This is a genomic window from Pseudomonas sp., assembly GCF_030683065.1.
GTDB lineage: Bacteria > Pseudomonadota > Gammaproteobacteria > Pseudomonadales > Pseudomonadaceae > Aquipseudomonas.
In genome coordinates this window covers 58,443-73,005 of record NZ_JAUXMX010000014.1, presented here as the reverse complement: position 1 = coordinate 73,005, position 14,563 = coordinate 58,443, and the positions used below count along the sequence as shown (strand labels likewise).

Annotated in this window: 14 protein-coding genes; 7 read left to right on the top strand and 7 right to left on the bottom strand. The window is 60.2% G+C overall.

The features are described 5' to 3' along the window. Window positions 1-43: 43 nt before the first annotated feature. The 4 genes from Q8K09_RS03465 to Q8K09_RS03450 form a co-directional block, all read right to left on the bottom strand. Window positions 44-706 carry a DUF799 domain-containing protein gene (locus Q8K09_RS03465; RefSeq protein WP_370869479.1) on the bottom strand — a complete coding sequence of 221 codons (663 nt, stop codon included), beginning with the start codon at window positions 704-706 and terminating at the stop codon, window positions 44-46. A gap of 5 nt (window positions 707-711) precedes the next feature. Beyond that, window positions 712-1,056 (bottom strand): DUF4810 domain-containing protein, encoded by a 345-nt coding sequence (locus Q8K09_RS03460; RefSeq protein ID WP_305253632.1) that lies wholly within the window; start codon window positions 1,054-1,056, stop codon window positions 712-714. A gap of 17 nt (window positions 1,057-1,073) precedes the next feature. Further along, the gene (locus Q8K09_RS03455) at window positions 1,074-1,742 is read right to left on the bottom strand and encodes a CsgG/HfaB family protein (protein ID WP_305253631.1); all 669 of its coding nucleotides are present in this window, start codon (window positions 1,740-1,742) and stop codon (window positions 1,074-1,076) included. A gap of 380 nt (window positions 1,743-2,122) precedes the next feature. Continuing rightward, the gene (locus tag Q8K09_RS03450; RefSeq protein ID WP_305253630.1) at window positions 2,123-2,716 is read right to left on the bottom strand and encodes a nucleoside deaminase; all 594 of its coding nucleotides are present in this window, start codon (window positions 2,714-2,716) and stop codon (window positions 2,123-2,125) included. A 477-nt stretch (window positions 2,717-3,193) separates the two neighbouring features. On the opposite strand from Q8K09_RS03450, the gene acs reads away from it, so the two are divergent. From acs to Q8K09_RS03415, 7 genes are all read left to right on the top strand, one after another. After that, window positions 3,194-5,149, top strand: coding sequence for an acetate--CoA ligase (acs, locus tag Q8K09_RS03445; protein ID WP_305253629.1), 1,956 nt, complete (start codon window positions 3,194-3,196; stop codon window positions 5,147-5,149). Window positions 5,150-5,670: 521 nt separating this feature from the next. Next, window positions 5,671-6,450 (top strand): ABC transporter substrate-binding protein, encoded by a 780-nt coding sequence (locus Q8K09_RS03440; RefSeq protein WP_305253628.1) that lies wholly within the window; start codon window positions 5,671-5,673, stop codon window positions 6,448-6,450. 117 nt (window positions 6,451-6,567) lie between these two features. Continuing rightward, window positions 6,568-7,257: an ABC transporter permease gene (locus tag Q8K09_RS03435; RefSeq protein ID WP_305253627.1), complete on the top strand. Its 690-nt coding sequence runs from the start codon at window positions 6,568-6,570 to the stop codon at window positions 7,255-7,257. A gap of 16 nt (window positions 7,258-7,273) precedes the next feature. Beyond that, window positions 7,274-7,972: an ABC transporter permease gene (locus Q8K09_RS03430; protein ID WP_305253626.1), complete on the top strand. Its 699-nt coding sequence runs from the start codon at window positions 7,274-7,276 to the stop codon at window positions 7,970-7,972. Window positions 7,973-7,982: 10 nt separating this feature from the next. Further along, entirely contained in the window at window positions 7,983-9,095 is a 1,113-nt protein-coding gene (locus Q8K09_RS03425; RefSeq protein ID WP_305253625.1) for a succinylglutamate desuccinylase/aspartoacylase family protein, read from the top strand. 18 nt (window positions 9,096-9,113) lie between these two features. Continuing rightward, window positions 9,114-9,878, top strand: coding sequence for an ABC transporter ATP-binding protein (locus Q8K09_RS03420; protein WP_305253624.1), 765 nt, complete (start codon window positions 9,114-9,116; stop codon window positions 9,876-9,878). 167 nt (window positions 9,879-10,045) lie between these two features. After that, window positions 10,046-11,026, top strand: coding sequence for a GlxA family transcriptional regulator (locus tag Q8K09_RS03415; protein WP_305253623.1), 981 nt, complete (start codon window positions 10,046-10,048; stop codon window positions 11,024-11,026). A gap of 33 nt (window positions 11,027-11,059) precedes the next feature. Here the strand turns inward: Q8K09_RS03415 and Q8K09_RS03410 are convergent, their stop codons facing one another. The 3 genes from Q8K09_RS03410 to Q8K09_RS03400 form a co-directional block, all read right to left on the bottom strand. Then, the gene (locus Q8K09_RS03410) at window positions 11,060-12,517 is read right to left on the bottom strand and encodes a DASS family sodium-coupled anion symporter (RefSeq protein WP_305253622.1); all 1,458 of its coding nucleotides are present in this window, start codon (window positions 12,515-12,517) and stop codon (window positions 11,060-11,062) included. Window positions 12,518-12,600: 83 nt separating this feature from the next. Next, window positions 12,601-13,449: an ion transporter gene (locus Q8K09_RS03405; RefSeq protein ID WP_305253621.1), complete on the bottom strand. Its 849-nt coding sequence runs from the start codon at window positions 13,447-13,449 to the stop codon at window positions 12,601-12,603. A 142-nt stretch (window positions 13,450-13,591) separates the two neighbouring features. Next, window positions 13,592-14,497, bottom strand: a complete 906-nt coding sequence (locus tag Q8K09_RS03400) for an urea transporter (RefSeq protein ID WP_305253620.1) — start codon at window positions 14,495-14,497, stop codon at window positions 13,592-13,594. Window positions 14,498-14,563: the final 66 nt, after the last annotated feature.

The window sequence follows — 14,563 nt, the reverse complement described above, 5'->3', positions numbered from 1 at the left end:
TCAGGTGGTAATGCCGAGCCCCGCCACCTGAAGCCGTGGCATGTTAGCGAGCGCTGGTCGGGCGCGCTCGCGGGCCCGGCAGAATGCCATTCACGGGGTTGCTGGCAAGCAAGCGATGGCTGGTGATACCAGCGATTTCATGGCCGCGATCACTCAGGGTGTTCATTACCTGGTTGACCAATGCGGTTATCAGCAGGCCGGCAAGACCGCCACCGCTGTTTTGTTGCTGCTCTGCACTGCTGGCACGGGCAGCCCCCTTCCACAGTTGCTTGCCGCTGCGCAGGTCGACCAGTGTTGCGGTGACGGACACGACAACTTCACTGGTGATGATCATGTAGCTGCTGCCGTACTCCATGACATCCAGGTACAGCACCGTATCGGCGCCAAAAATCTCATGCAGTTTCTGCGGTGAGACGTCACGGATCTCTTCGGCGTTCATCAGGCCGTTTTGCTTGAAGGTTTCATCGACCACCGCCACGGGCAACACATAGTAACCAGCCTCACTCAGGGGCAAGGTGATATGCGAGTAAACGCTGTAGGAGGCTTTGACATCGGGTGACTTGTTAACCGGCGGCAGAACCAGAATAGAGGTCGGGTTGCTCTCTTTGAATGCACTGTAATCATGCGCTTGCGGCGTCGCACAGCCGGCAAGAAACATGGCAACGGCCAGCGCGGCGAACGGTCTGAATGAATGTAGAAATGGCATGCTCATCACTTTTCAAATTTACGCATGAGGAAGTCCATGTACGGCGCGGACTCGGGGAACAGCGTTTTTTCTGTTTCGAATTGTTGGCGAACCTGATCGGCTCTGCCGATGTCCGCATACAACATGCCGAGATGCGCATGGAACCCGGGTGGCAGCGCACGATCCGCCGCGCGGGCCTTTTGCAGGCTCGCCTCAAGAGCAGCAATTTGCTCCTCGGTGCCGCTGGTATTGTCAAAGCGCTGGTAAACCTGTTGCTGGTAGCCATCCCAGTAGTAGAGCGTTTGTGGTTGAGTCACACAGCCACCCAGCGTGGCTGTGGTGACCAGGGCGAGGAGGAGGCGAGCGCTCATGGCTGATTTCTCCGGGCTCACTTGGCTGGACGCCAGGCGCCACTGTCAACGCCATTGACCAGGTTGTTCACTGCTTCACGAACCGCCAGGTCCAGGACTTTGCCGTTGAGCGTTGAGTCATAGCTCGCAGTGCCGCCGAAACCTACGATCTCGCGGTTAGAGAGGCTGTACTCACCAGCACCTTGAGCGGAATAGACCACCTCGGATGTCAGCACGTTGACTATGTTCAGATTGACCTTGGCATAGGCAATCTGTTGTTTGCCGCGGCCCAGAATGCCGAACAGTTGGTGGTCGCCCACCTCTTTACGGCCGAACTCGGTTACGTCACCGGTGACAACAAAGTTTGCCCCGCGTACTTGCTGAACTTGCTTGGAGAAGCCTGACTCCTGTTGCAGTTCGGCCAGGTTGTCACGGTCGAGCACATTGAAGCGGTTCGACTGCTGCAAGTGAGTGATCAGGATCGTTTTGGCTTGCCCGCCGAGGCGGTCGACATTGTCACTGAAGATGCCGCGCATATAGCTGGAGCGATTGTCGAACTTACCGACGGCAATCGGGCTGCGGGGACCACTGTAGTGACTGCCGGCGGTGCTGACTTTGGCAACTTCCAGAGTGCGCGATTGTTCAGTGGCGCAACCGCTGAGCACTACAAGCAAGCCTGCAAGGCTTGCCGAGATGATTTTTTGCATAAGGATCTCATTGGATAAATGGGCGCAGGAAAGCCAACGGCGGCCTTTAGGCTGTCGAGGTATTGGCAAGGCATTGAATTGGCGGGATTGCCGCTGCATCTGCGGGTGCGCGGATGACGGCAGAAGTCGGTCCATGACAATGTATCCAAAAGGTAGGGGCGCGTCCTGCGGGGGCGAGTCTAATCGGCAGCCAGCTGTTTTGCCAGAGTCGCTGATTAGCTTGGAACAAGGCATGCCAATGCGTTACCCATGGCGCCACAAACATGCCTTATATGACGCCTGCAATCGAGGCGTTGAGTGGTCTGGCGCTGATTTACTGCCTCTGCGCTCAACGCCCGCCTATCTGTAAGCGCTAGACCCAGGTCTGGGACGCATACTGCTCAGTTGATGGGCCCTCCGTGCCAGGCTGTCAGCACCCGCTCACGCAATGCCTGACGATCCTGCAACTGGTTGATCGCCTGCTCGGCCAGGTTGATCCAGTAGGCGTTCACATCCGCCTGGCGCACCGAGGTTCGCGCGGCCAGCTCCGCCCATGCCGGCGGAAGGTGGTGGGCGACAAAGCCACCCGGCTGGTCGCGCGCCAGATAACGCACGCGAGTGATGCCGGCGAGCAGAATGCGGCCGTAGCACATCAGGCAGGGTTGTAGGCTGACGTAGAGGGTGAGGGCGCTGCGGTCTTGCTCGGGGTACTGGGCTTCCAGTTGGTCGAGCAACTGCATTTCGGCATGCCCGGCACTGTTGTAATGGCTGGAAAAGACCTCGTTGCGGGCGCTGCACAGTAGCTCCTGAGCGTCATTGACCAGCACCGCACCTACCGCATAGCAGCCCTGCTCCAGTGCCAGCAGGGCCTGTTCGCAGCACAGTCGCGCCCAGATGTCCGCTGGTTTTTGGCTGTGCGGGGCGTGCGCCAACAAGGTCAGGTGCGGGCTTTTCATCGGTGGTTCCGTGCGCTTGATGGCGAGCAATGTGAGCATGAGGGGTCTTGTCAGCTTAGTCATGCTTGCGGCGTCTGACCGCCTTACGACCTTGGTGCAATTGTTTGCGGGCGGGGTTGGGGCAAGAATGGCGGCGTTCGGGTCCTGTGAAAGCGGTTCTCCATTGCGCTCGCGGAATGTTTGGGTAGGCGGCCTCCAGGTCGCCTTTTTTTTCGCCTGTAATCCAACTCGACGAGCCCTTGACTGCGATCAGCTGCAAGGCCGCCGTTGCGCTGAGCCTAGCAGTGGGACGTGCAACTGCTTTACTGAGGGTGGGTCTACTGCTGGTAGCCTGTCGTCACCTGCTGGCGTCCGGTATTTTCACGGTTGCGCAGGCTGCTTGACCCGCCCTTGCGAGCTGTCAGCAGTGCAAGACCATGGTTGTAGAGCGGTAATACCATGGTCGAATGGCCCAAGTAGGGGTGTCTGGTTACAAAATGCCCCATAGAAAAACAACTACCCACCGAGGTCTATCCAATGAGTGCTGCGTCCCTCTATCCCGTGCGCCCAGAGGTGGCTGCTCAGTCGCTTACCGACGAAGCCACCTACAAAGCCATGTATCAGCAGTCGGTGATCAACCCCGACGGCTTCTGGCGTGAGCAGGCCCAACGTCTCGACTGGATCAAACCGTTCACCAAGGTCAAGCAGACCTCGTTCGACGATCACCACGTCGATATCAAGTGGTTCGCCGACGGCACCCTCAACGTTTCCTACAACTGCCTGGACCGTCACCTGGAAGAGCGTGGCGATCAGGTAGCGATCATCTGGGAAGGCGATGATCCGTCCGAGCACAAGAACATCACCTACCGTGAACTGCATGAGCAGGTGTGCAAGCTAGCCAACGCCCTGCGCGGTCAGGATGTGCACCGTGGCGACGTGGTGACCATCTACATGCCGATGATTCCAGAAGCAGTAGTGGCGATGCTGGCATGCACCCGCATCGGTGCGATTCACTCGGTGGTGTTCGGTGGCTTCTCCCCGGAAGCACTGGCCGGACGCATTATCGACTGCCAGTCCAAGGTAGTCATCACCGCCGACGAAGGCCTGCGTGGTGGTAAGCGCACACCGCTCAAAGCCAACGTCGACGACGCCTTGGCTAACCCGGAAACTGCCAGCGTGCAGAAGATCATCGTGTGCAAGCGCACCGGTGGCGATATCAAGTGGCACCCGCACCGCGACATCTGGTACGAAGACCTGATGGCGGTTGCCGGCAGCGTTTGCGCGCCGAAAGAAATGGGCGCTGAAGAAGCGCTGTTCATCCTCTACACCTCCGGCTCCACCGGTAAGCCCAAGGGTGTGCAGCACACCACTGCCGGCTACCTGTTGTATGCCGCGCTGACCCACGAGCGAGTGTTCGACTACAAGCCAGGTGATGTCTACTGGTGCACCGCCGACGTCGGTTGGGTCACCGGTCACAGTTACATCGTTTACGGCCCGCTGGCCAACGGTGCGACCACCTTGCTGTTCGAGGGCGTGCCCAACTACCCGGATATCACCCGCGTCGCCAAGATCGTCGACAAGCACAAGGTCAATATTCTCTACACCGCGCCGACCGCGATCCGCGCGATGATGGCTCAGGGCGATGCTGCCATGAAGGGCGCCGATGGCTCCAGCTTGCGTCTGCTTGGTTCGGTGGGCGAGCCGATCAACCCGGAAGCCTGGAACTGGTATTACAAAGCGGTCGGTCAGGAGCGCTGCCCAATCGTCGACACCTGGTGGCAGACTGAAACCGGCGGCATCATGATCAGCCCGCTGCCGGGTGCGACCGCACTCAAGCCAGGCTCGGCAACCCGTCCGTTCTTCGGCGTGCAGCCAGCGCTGGTGGATAACATGGGTAATCTGCTGGAAGGGGCCGTCGAGGGCAACCTGGTGATCATTGACTCCTGGCCGGGTCAGTCGCGCACCCTGTACGGCGACCACGACCGCTTTGTCGATACTTATTTCAAGACCTTCAAGGGTATGTATTTCACTGGCGACGGTGCTCGTCGCGACGAAGACGGTTACTTCTGGATCACTGGCCGCGTCGACGACGTGCTGAACGTTTCCGGTCACCGCATGGGTACCGCTGAAATCGAAAGCGCCATGGTTGCTCACCCCAAAGTGGCGGAAGCCGCAGTGGTTGGTGTGCCGCACGACATCAAGGGGCAGGGCATCTACGTCTACGTGACCCTCAATGGCGGGACCGAGGCGTCCGAGCAGTTGCGTCAGGAATTGAAGAACTGGGTACGCAAGGAGATCGGTCCGATCGCCTCGCCAGACGTTATCCAGTGGGCTCCGGGTTTGCCTAAGACTCGTTCGGGCAAGATCATGCGCCGCATCCTGCGCAAGATAGCGACCGGCGAATACGATGCACTTGGCGATATCTCCACGCTGGCCGATCCTGGCGTGGTGCAGCACCTTATCGATACTCATCGCGACATGCAGGTCGCCTAACCGGCACCGGCAAACCGCGCCCCGCCTCGGCCACGAACCGAGGCGGGGCGTTTTTGTTTGGGCTCGCGGAAGATCCGGCGGGTTCGGCACTGTCACCCGGTCGGTAACGCCGTGCACTTTTCTGGGATTGATGGAAACGCTTTCGTTCCAATACGGTGCTGGTCGCGAGGGCTTTGAATCCTGGAATTACCCAGCAGGCGCTTGAAATAAGGGTTTTGCAAAGTCAGGCGCGCTAATTGCTTGTTTAACCGGTTACCTCTCTATTCTGTCTCTGCATATCTGCCGGAGGCTGTCAATACGTCCGCAGTGCCCGCTCGGGGCTTTTGTAATTACTTGTCGCATTGAAGAAATATCGACATTCGACCTGTCGCTAGAATGCCGCTCACCCAGCCGGAACTGCTTGCCTCTGCCTGTTAGTCGGCAAAGACGGCGACGTTCTCTACAATTTATCCGTGGCTGGATGCATCTGCACCCATAGATTACTGCCAGCAGCATCCATTCCCATTAGAAGGAGTCACAAGATGAAGAAGATTGCACTTCTCGGCGCACTGGCGCTATCCGTACTGTCGCCGCTGGTCATGTCTGAAGACGCCAAGCCTTTGCGTATCGGTATTGAAGCGGCATACCCGCCGTTCGCCTACAAGACTCCTGAAGGCAACATTACCGGCTTTGACTACGATATCGGCGTCGCCCTGTGCGAGGAAATGAAGGTCAAGTGCCAGTGGATCGAGCAGGAGTTCGATGGCCTGATTCCGGCGCTGAAAGTACGCAAGTTCGATGCGGTGTTGTCGTCGTTGAGCATCACCGAGGACCGCCTCAAGTCCGTTGACTTCTCCAAGAAGTACTATCACACCCCGGCCAAGCTGGCGATGAAGGCTGGCACCGTGCTCAACGACCCGTTGGTCGATCTCAAGGGCAAGAAAGTTGGCGTACAGCGCGCCTCGATTTACGACCGTTATGCCACCGATGTGTTCGCTCCAGCCGGTGTCGAAGTGGTGCGTTACAGCTCGCAGAATGAAATCTTTCTTGACCTGACCTCCGGTCGCCTGGACGCCACCATCGCCGATTCAGTGAACATTGATGATGGCTTCCTCAAGACCGATGCCGGTAAGGCCTTTGCCTTGGTTGGCCCCGATTTCAATGAGCAGAAGTACTTCGGCGAAGGTGCCGGCATTGCCGTGCGCAAGGGCGACACGGCGCTGGCTGACAAAATCACCGCAGCCATTGCCAGTATCCGTGCCAATGGCAAATACCAGGAAGTGCAGGACAAGTATTTCAACTTTGACGTTTACGGCGACTGATTTCTGCATGCAAGTCGCTTCTCAGTGAGGGTGGCACAAGCAGGTGGATAGTGCCCTTGTGCCACTTTTTTGTTGTGTTCCTCGGCGCCGCTCGGTGCCTGCATGAGGTACTAGAGCATGCTTGACGGCTACGGCTCGACCATTCTCGAGGGCGCCTGGCTAACGCTGATTCTGGCGCTGACGTCCATGGCGGTAGCGATTGTCCTGGGCCTTATGGGCGCGGCCTGCCGTTTGTCATCGGTCCGGTGGCTAGCGCTTCTGGGCGAAACCTACGCCACGGTGATTCGCGGGATTCCCGATCTGGTGTTGATCCTGCTGATTTTCTATGGCGGTCAGGACCTGGTGAACCGGGTTGCGCCGCTGCTGGGTTATGACGAATACATCGATATTAATCCGTTTATTGCCGGCGTATTCACCATGGGCTTCATCTTCGGTGCCTACCTGTCGGAGACCTTTCGCGGCGCCTTTATGGCCATTCCAAAAGGCCAGAGCGAGGCGGGCGTGGCGTACGGCATGAGTGGCAGCAAGGTGTTCTTGCGCATTCTGGTGCCGCAGATGATCCGCTTCGCTATCCCGGGCTTCACCAACAACTGGTTGGTGCTGACCAAGGCCACGGCGTTGATTTCGGTGGTGGGGCTGCAGGACATGATGTTCAAGGCGAAAAGCGCGGCCGATGCCACGCGCGAGCCGTTCACCTTTTACCTGGCGGTTGGCGCCCTCTATCTGGTGCTGACCAGCGTATCTCTGCTGGTGCTGCGCTACGTGGAAAAACGCTACTCGGTCGGCACTAAAGCCGCTGATTTGTAAGCAGGGGAGCGCTTTCATGATTTTTGACTACACCGTGATCTGGGAAAACCTGCCGCTGTATTTCAGTGGCGCACTGGTGACGTTACAGTTACTCCTGATTTCCCTGGCATTGGGCCTGACATTGGCGATTCCGCTGGGGCTGATGCGGGTGTCCAAGTCGCCGCTGCTGAACTTTCCGGCCTGGCTCTATACCTACGTCATCCGCGGCACGCCGATGCTGGTGCAGTTGTTCCTGATCTACTACGGCCTGGCCCAGTTCGAGGCGGTGCGCGAGAGCTTTCTCTGGCCGTATTTTTCCAGTGCGACCTTTTGTGCCTGTCTGGCATTCGGCATAAACACCAGTGCCTACAGCGCGGAAATCCTTGCCGGCAGTCTCAAGTCGACTCCGCATGGCGAGATCGAGGCGGCCAAGGCCATGGGTATGTCGCGGGCCAAGCTGTACCGGCGCATTCTCCTGCCGTCAGCATTGCGCCGGGCACTGCCGCAGTACAGTAACGAGGTGATCATGATGCTGCACACCACGTCGCTGGCCTCCATCGTTACTCTGATCGACATCACCGGTGCAGCCCGCACCGTCAGTTCCCGGCATTATCTGCCGTTCGAGGCGTTTATCACCGCAGGGTTGTTCTACTTGTGCCTGACCTTCGTCCTGGTGCGCCTGTTCAAATATGCCGAGCGCCGTTGGCTGGCCTATCTGGCGCCACGCAAGGCCTGAGGAGGCAACTATGCAACGGATTGATCATGTATTGCCCTGGAGCTGTCCGGGTACGGAACGACGGTTGAGTGTGTTCCGTTTTGGCAGCGGCCCGTGCAAAGCGTATATCCAGGCATCCCTGCATGCCGATGAGATGCCTGGCATGCGCGTCGCCGTGGAGCTCAAGCGCCGCCTGCGCGAACTCGAAGCCCAGGGCCGCCTGACCGGCGTTATCGAGTTGGTGCCCGTGGCCAATCCGATCGGCCTGGGGCAGTTGTTTCAGGCGACCCAGCAGGGCCGCTTCGAGTTCGCCAGCGGCAAGAATTTCAACCGTGACTTCTTCGCCTTGGCCGAGGTCATCGCCCCGGCACTCGAAGGCTGTCTGGGCGAGGATGGTCCGGCCAATGTGCGCTTGATCCGTGCGGCGATGCAGGCCGCGCTAGAGGTGCTGCCGGCACCAACCTCCGAGTTGCAGGCCTTGCAACGCTTATTACTCCAGCACGCCTGCGATGCCGATGTGGTGCTGGACCTGCACTGCGACTTCGAGGCGGTGGTGCATCTATACACGCTGCCTCAGCAGTGGGCGCAATTGCGTCCCTTGGCCGCCCGCCTGCACGCCGGCGCGGTGCTGGTGACCGAGGATGGCGGGGGCAGTTCGTTCGACGAGTCCTGTTCGCTGCCCTGGTTGCGTTTGGCTCGGCATTTCCCTGCGGCGACGATCCCGCTGGCGTGCCTGGCCGCTACGGTCGAACTGGGCGGCATGGCCGATACCGGCAAGGAGCAGGCAGCCGCTAGTGCCGAGAGTATTCTGGCGTTTCTCGCCGAACAGGGGCTGATTGCCGGCGATTGGTCGGCTGTACCTGACGACTGCTGCGAGGCTACGCCATTCGAGGGTGCCGAATATGCCTACGCGCCGCATGCCGGCGTGGTGAGTTTTCTGCAAGCGGTGGGTGCGCGGGTCAAGGCCGGCGATCCGCTGTTCGAGGTGATCGATCCCCTGAGCGATCGCCATAGCACCGTCTGCGCCTCGGTCGATGGTGTGCTCTACGTTCGTGAACGGATGCGCTTTGCCCAGCCCGGTCTATGGTTGGCCAAGGTTGCTGGTCGTACCCCTATTCGCCAGGGTCGCTTGCTCAGCGACTGATGCATGAGAGTGGAAACCATGTACAAACTCGAAGTTCAGGATCTGCACAAGCGCTATGGCAGCCACGAAGTGCTCAAGGGCGTGTCCCTGGCGGCCAAGGCGGGCGACGTGATCAGCATTATCGGCTCCAGCGGCTCGGGCAAGAGTACCTTCCTGCGCTGCATCAACCTGCTCGAACAGCCCCATGGCGGCAAGATTCTGCTTAACGGCGAAGAGCTGAAGTTGGTGGCCAACAAGGAAGGCGCGCTCAAGGCCGCCGACCCCAAGCAGTTGCAGCGCATGCGCTCGCGTCTGTCCATGGTGTTCCAGCACTTCAACCTCTGGTCGCACATGAGCGCCCTGGAAAACGTCATGGAAGCACCGGTGCATGTGCTCGGTATCGCCAAGGCCGAAGCACGGGAAAAAGCCGAGCACTACCTGAACAAGGTAGGCGTGGCCCATCGCCAGGATGCCTACCCGGCGCATATGTCCGGTGGCGAGCAGCAGCGCGTGGCGATCGCCCGCGCCCTGGCCATGGAACCGGAAGTGATGCTGTTCGACGAACCGACCTCGGCCCTCGACCCTGAGCTGGTCGGCGAGGTGCTAAAGGTCATGCAAGACCTGGCTCAGGAAGGTCGGACCATGGTGGTCGTCACCCACGAAATGGGTTTCGCCCGTGAGGTGTCCAACCAGCTGGTATTTCTGCATAAGGGCGTGGTCGAGGAACGTGGCGACCCGCGCGAAGTGCTGCTCAACCCACAATCGGAACGCCTCCAGCAGTTCCTCTCTGGTAGCCTTAAATAATGCTATGCATCGGTTAGACGATCGTAGGCGTGGCGGAGACGCCTAGCGCCATGGCCGCGAAATTGCCGGCCAGATTGCTAGCGCGGGCATGGCCCGCACCTACGACAGTCGAAACGCTTATCCGTGTGACATGCCCTTAAATGCCTGCCAGAGCCTAAACTGCCCCCATGACTGCCCATCGAATCGGCTTCCTGCTTTGGTCCAACTGCAAACCCCTGACCTTGGCGTTGGCCGAGGAGGCTTTGCGTGTTGCCCAGCATGTCCACCCGGACGTGGTCTACGAACTGTCGTTCATTCAGGCCGAGACTCCAGTCGAAGGCGCCTGGCGTCTGCCGGGCGAAGCCTGGATCGGTAAGTTGGACGGCTTGCACAAGCTCTTCCTGCTCGCCGATGAGCCGCCCGGGCCCATGCCCCTGGCCTTGTCCAGCGCGCTCAAGCAGTTAGTGCGTAGCGGATGTGTGATCGGTGCAATATCCGCCGGGGTCTATCCCTTGGCACAACTGGGCCTGCTCGATGGTTACCGCGCTGCCGTGCACTGGCGCTGGCAGGACGATTTCAGCGAGCGCTTCCCCAAGGTCATCGCCACCAGCCACCTGTTTGACTGGGACCGTGATCGCCTCAGCGCCTGTGGCGGCCTGGCCGTGCTCGATCTGATGCTGGCTTTACTGTCCCGTCATCACGGCGCCGAACTGGCCGGTGCGGTGTCGGAAGAGTTGGTGGTCGAGCGCATTCGCGAGGGCAGCGAACGTCAGCGCATTCCGTTGCAGAATCGGTTGGGCTCAAGCCACCCTAAACTGACCCAGGCGGTGCTGTTGATGGAGGCGAATATTGAGGAGCCGCTGACCACTGACGAAATCGCCCAGCACGTCTGCGTCTCGCGCCGCCAGCTGGAGCGCATCTTCAAGCAGTACCTGAATCGGGTGCCCAGCCAGTATTACCTCGAGCTGCGCTTGAACAAGGCGCGCCAGTTGCTGATGCAGACCAGCAAGTCGATCATCCAGATTGGCCTGTCCTGCGGTTTCTCCTCCGGCCCGCACTTTTCCAGCGCTTACCGCAACTTCTTCGGCGCAACTCCCCGCGAAGATCGCAACCAGCGACGCAGCAACAGCCCCTTCGAACTGACCTCCGCGCCAGTCGAGCGCGGCTAGGCATAACCGCCATGACCATCACGCCACTGGCGTTCAATGACTCCAGATCAGCCCTACCAGCAGGTAGCTGACCAGCGTTACCAACACCACGCCGATCAGGTTGAGGACGAAACCAGCCTTGATCATCGATTGGATACGCATATGCCCAGTGCCGAAAACGATGGCGTTGGGCGGGGTCGCTACCGGCATCATAAAGGCGCAGCTGGCCGCGATAGCGGCGGGAATTGCCAGCAGTTCTGGTGGCATGCCTTGGGCTACGGCCAGGGCGCCTAGCAGCGGTAGGAAGGCCGCGGCGGTGGCGGTATTGGAGGTGACTTCGGTGAGGAAAATGATCACCAGCACCACCACCCCAATCATCGCCAGCACCGGCAGGGCGCCGAGCATGCCCAGGCTCTGGGCGATCCATTCGGCGAGCCCGGTGCTGCGGATGACCCCGGCCAGGGACAAACCGCCACCGAACAGTAGCAAGACGCCCCAGGGTAGCTTGCCAGCGGTCTCCCAGTTCATCAGGAATACCCGCTGCCTGGCGTCCACGGGGATGATGAACAGCGCGATGGCGGCGGCGATGGCGATGCTGGTGTCGTTGACGCCGGGGACCTGTGCAGCGATCAGTGGTTGCAAGACCCAGGCCATGGCGGTGAGCACGAATACCACCGCCACCAGTTTCTCGCCGCGGCTTAGCGGGCCCAGTTCAGCCAGTTCACTGCGAATCAGCTGACTGCTGTCGTGGCCGCTGAGCTGGAAGCCGCCACGGGTCAGCCACCACCAGATAACAACCAACATCATTATCGATACAGGCAGGCCGATTAGCATCCATTGCCCGAAACCGATCTGCACATCGTAGTTTTCCGCGAGGAAGGCCGCGAGCAGAGCATTGGGCGGGGTGCCGATCAGGGTGGCGATGCCGCCGACACTGGCGGCATAAGCGATGGCCAGCAGCAATGCGGTGGCAAAGCGCTCGCGCTCCAAATCGCTGGCGCCTTTTTCGCCTGCCAGCAGACCGACCACGGAGAGGCCGATGGGCAGCATCATGATGGTGGTGGCCGTGTTGCTCACCCACATGCTGAGAAAGGCGGTGGCCAGCATAAAGCCGGCAATCTGTTTGCTCGGCTTGCTACCCACGGCCAGCAGGGTCATCAGGGCGATGCGCTTGTGCAGGTTCCAGCGTTCCATGGCCAGGCCGAGGATAAACCCGCCAAGAAACAGGTAGATAGTCGGGTTTGCGTAGGGTGCGGTTGCCGCATTCAGGCTGTCGATACCCAGGGCCGGGATCAGCAGAATTGGCAGCAGGGCTGTGGCGGGGATTGGAATGGCTTCGGTGGACCACCAGGTGGCCATCAGCAGGGTCAGGCCAACAGTGGCCCAGGCGCCAGTGCTCAATCCCGCAGGCGGCTCACTGAGCAGGCAGGCCAATAGCAGCAATGGGCCTAGCAGCAAGCCTATCCAGGCCGCTTTGGCGGGTGCGGGCAAGGGGCTGAGGGCTTCGGCCATATGCAAGTTCCTCTTGATCAAAAGGCCGGGTTTATAGCGCAACCTGCAGCGTGCTGGCCACTGTGGGCGTTATCCGGAGTGCTTCAGTGTGTGTCGTCAGGGGTGTTGCCTGGGCGACTGAACAGTGCGCTGCCGCAACGGTTGCAGTAGGCCGCGGCCGTGTCATGGCGATCTTTGTGGCAGTTGGGGCAGTCATGTTCGAGCTGGCCGTCGGCGCGCATTGCCGTGGCCAGCTCCGCGGTAAAGATCCCGGTGGGTACGGCGATAATCGAGTAGCCGGTGATCATCACCACGGTCGCCAGCGCCTGGCCCAGTGGCGTATGGGGAACTATGTCACCGAAGCCGACGGTGGTCAGGGTGACTACCGCCCAGTAGATACTCCTGGGAATGCTGCTGAAGCCATGGGCGGGGCCTTCAATCACATACATCAGCGCGCCATAGACCGTAACCAGGGTGGCGATACCGACGAAGAACACGATGATCTTCTGTCGGCTGCCACGCAGTGCGGTGACCAGGAAGTTGGCCTGACGTAAGTAAGGGCTGAGTTTGAACACGCGGAACACCCGCAGCATGCGGATCACCCGAATGATCAACAGGTACTGGGCATCGGCGAACAGCAGCGCGAGGATCGCCGGCAGCACGGCCAGCAGGTCGACCAGGCCGAAGAAGCTGAAGGCATAACGCAGCGGCTTCGGCGAGCAATACAGGCGCACCAGGTACTCCACGGCGAACAATCCAGTGAAGGCCCATTCCAGAGCGAGCAGCTGCACGCCGTACTGGCTGTTAATAGTGTCGATGCTGTCGAGCATCACCACCACCAGGCTGGCCATGATGGTCATCAGCAGGAGGCTGTCGAAGCGTTGCCCCGCTGGGGTGTCGGTATGAAAAATGATGATGTACAGGCGCTGGCGCCAGTCGTGTGAGGTGTTCATGGTGGGTTTTCGTTCCCTTCTAGCGCGGCTGACAACGGCTCTACGGGTCAGCCTAGGGAGTTCTGGCGCCGCAATGCAAGTGCCAAGAGGTTGTGAAAATATCCAGCGTCGTAGGCGTGAGTTTTTCGCAGCCGTTCAGTGTTCATGGCGTGCAGTCGGCGGGGGCCTGACGCAACACCCGCTGGCCGGCCTGGATCAGCCAGCAGGTGAGGATAAACGGCATGGTCAGTGCCGGCAGACCCAAGGCGCTAAAGCCGGGTTGCAGCACCAGCGCCAGGGCGATACCGAATGCCGGCAGCCAGGGGCGGCGATGCACCTGGCTGAGGGCGATTGCTGCAAGAGCGGCGTTATAGCCATACAGGCCGGTGAGGGCGCTGTGCTGCGGTAAGCCCTGATGCAGCGCCAGAGCCAGGCCGCCGGCTGAACCCAGCACAGCCCAGCAGGCAGCGCGCCGATCGGCCAGCAGCACGCCGAGCAACAAGCAAACGCCGGCCAGCGGCTGATCGAGAAAGATCACCTGGCCCAACCCGCGCGCCATGGCGATCAGGCTGGCCCTCCAGTCGAGCGGTTGCGCCTGACTTGGGATGGCCAGCGCCAATTCAAGCTGCAGAGCGGGTGCCAGCCACAACAGCAACCAGCTCAGAGCGACAAACGGGAAGGTGAAGGCGGGTAGCCACTGACGCTCGCGCATGCGCTGCATCCAGGCCGCCAGCAGCAAGCTGGAAAGCCCGGCGCTGACGATGATCAGCAGCGGCAGCAGCGCCGACCAGGCGAACTGCAGGCTGATCAGCATGCCCAGCAGAACCCCGTTGTAGCCATACAAACCGAGGTCGATATCGGCTTTGGCATAACCACGACGATGCGCCGTCAGCATGCTGCTAATACAGCCGAGCAGGGCGCCGCCAAGCAGCTGCGGCGCACCGATGGCAATAGCCAAGAGCACCAACAGGCCGCAGCCGGGGTGGGCTAGCAGAACGATCTGGCTAAAGCCGTTCAGTAGCGCGCGCAAGTCTTGCGAGGCGTGGGTGGGAAGAACTGATGGCGACATACAAACGAACCTGAATATTAATCACCGGGTTTGGAGTTAAAAGAGGCACCCAGCGCGGGAACAGTG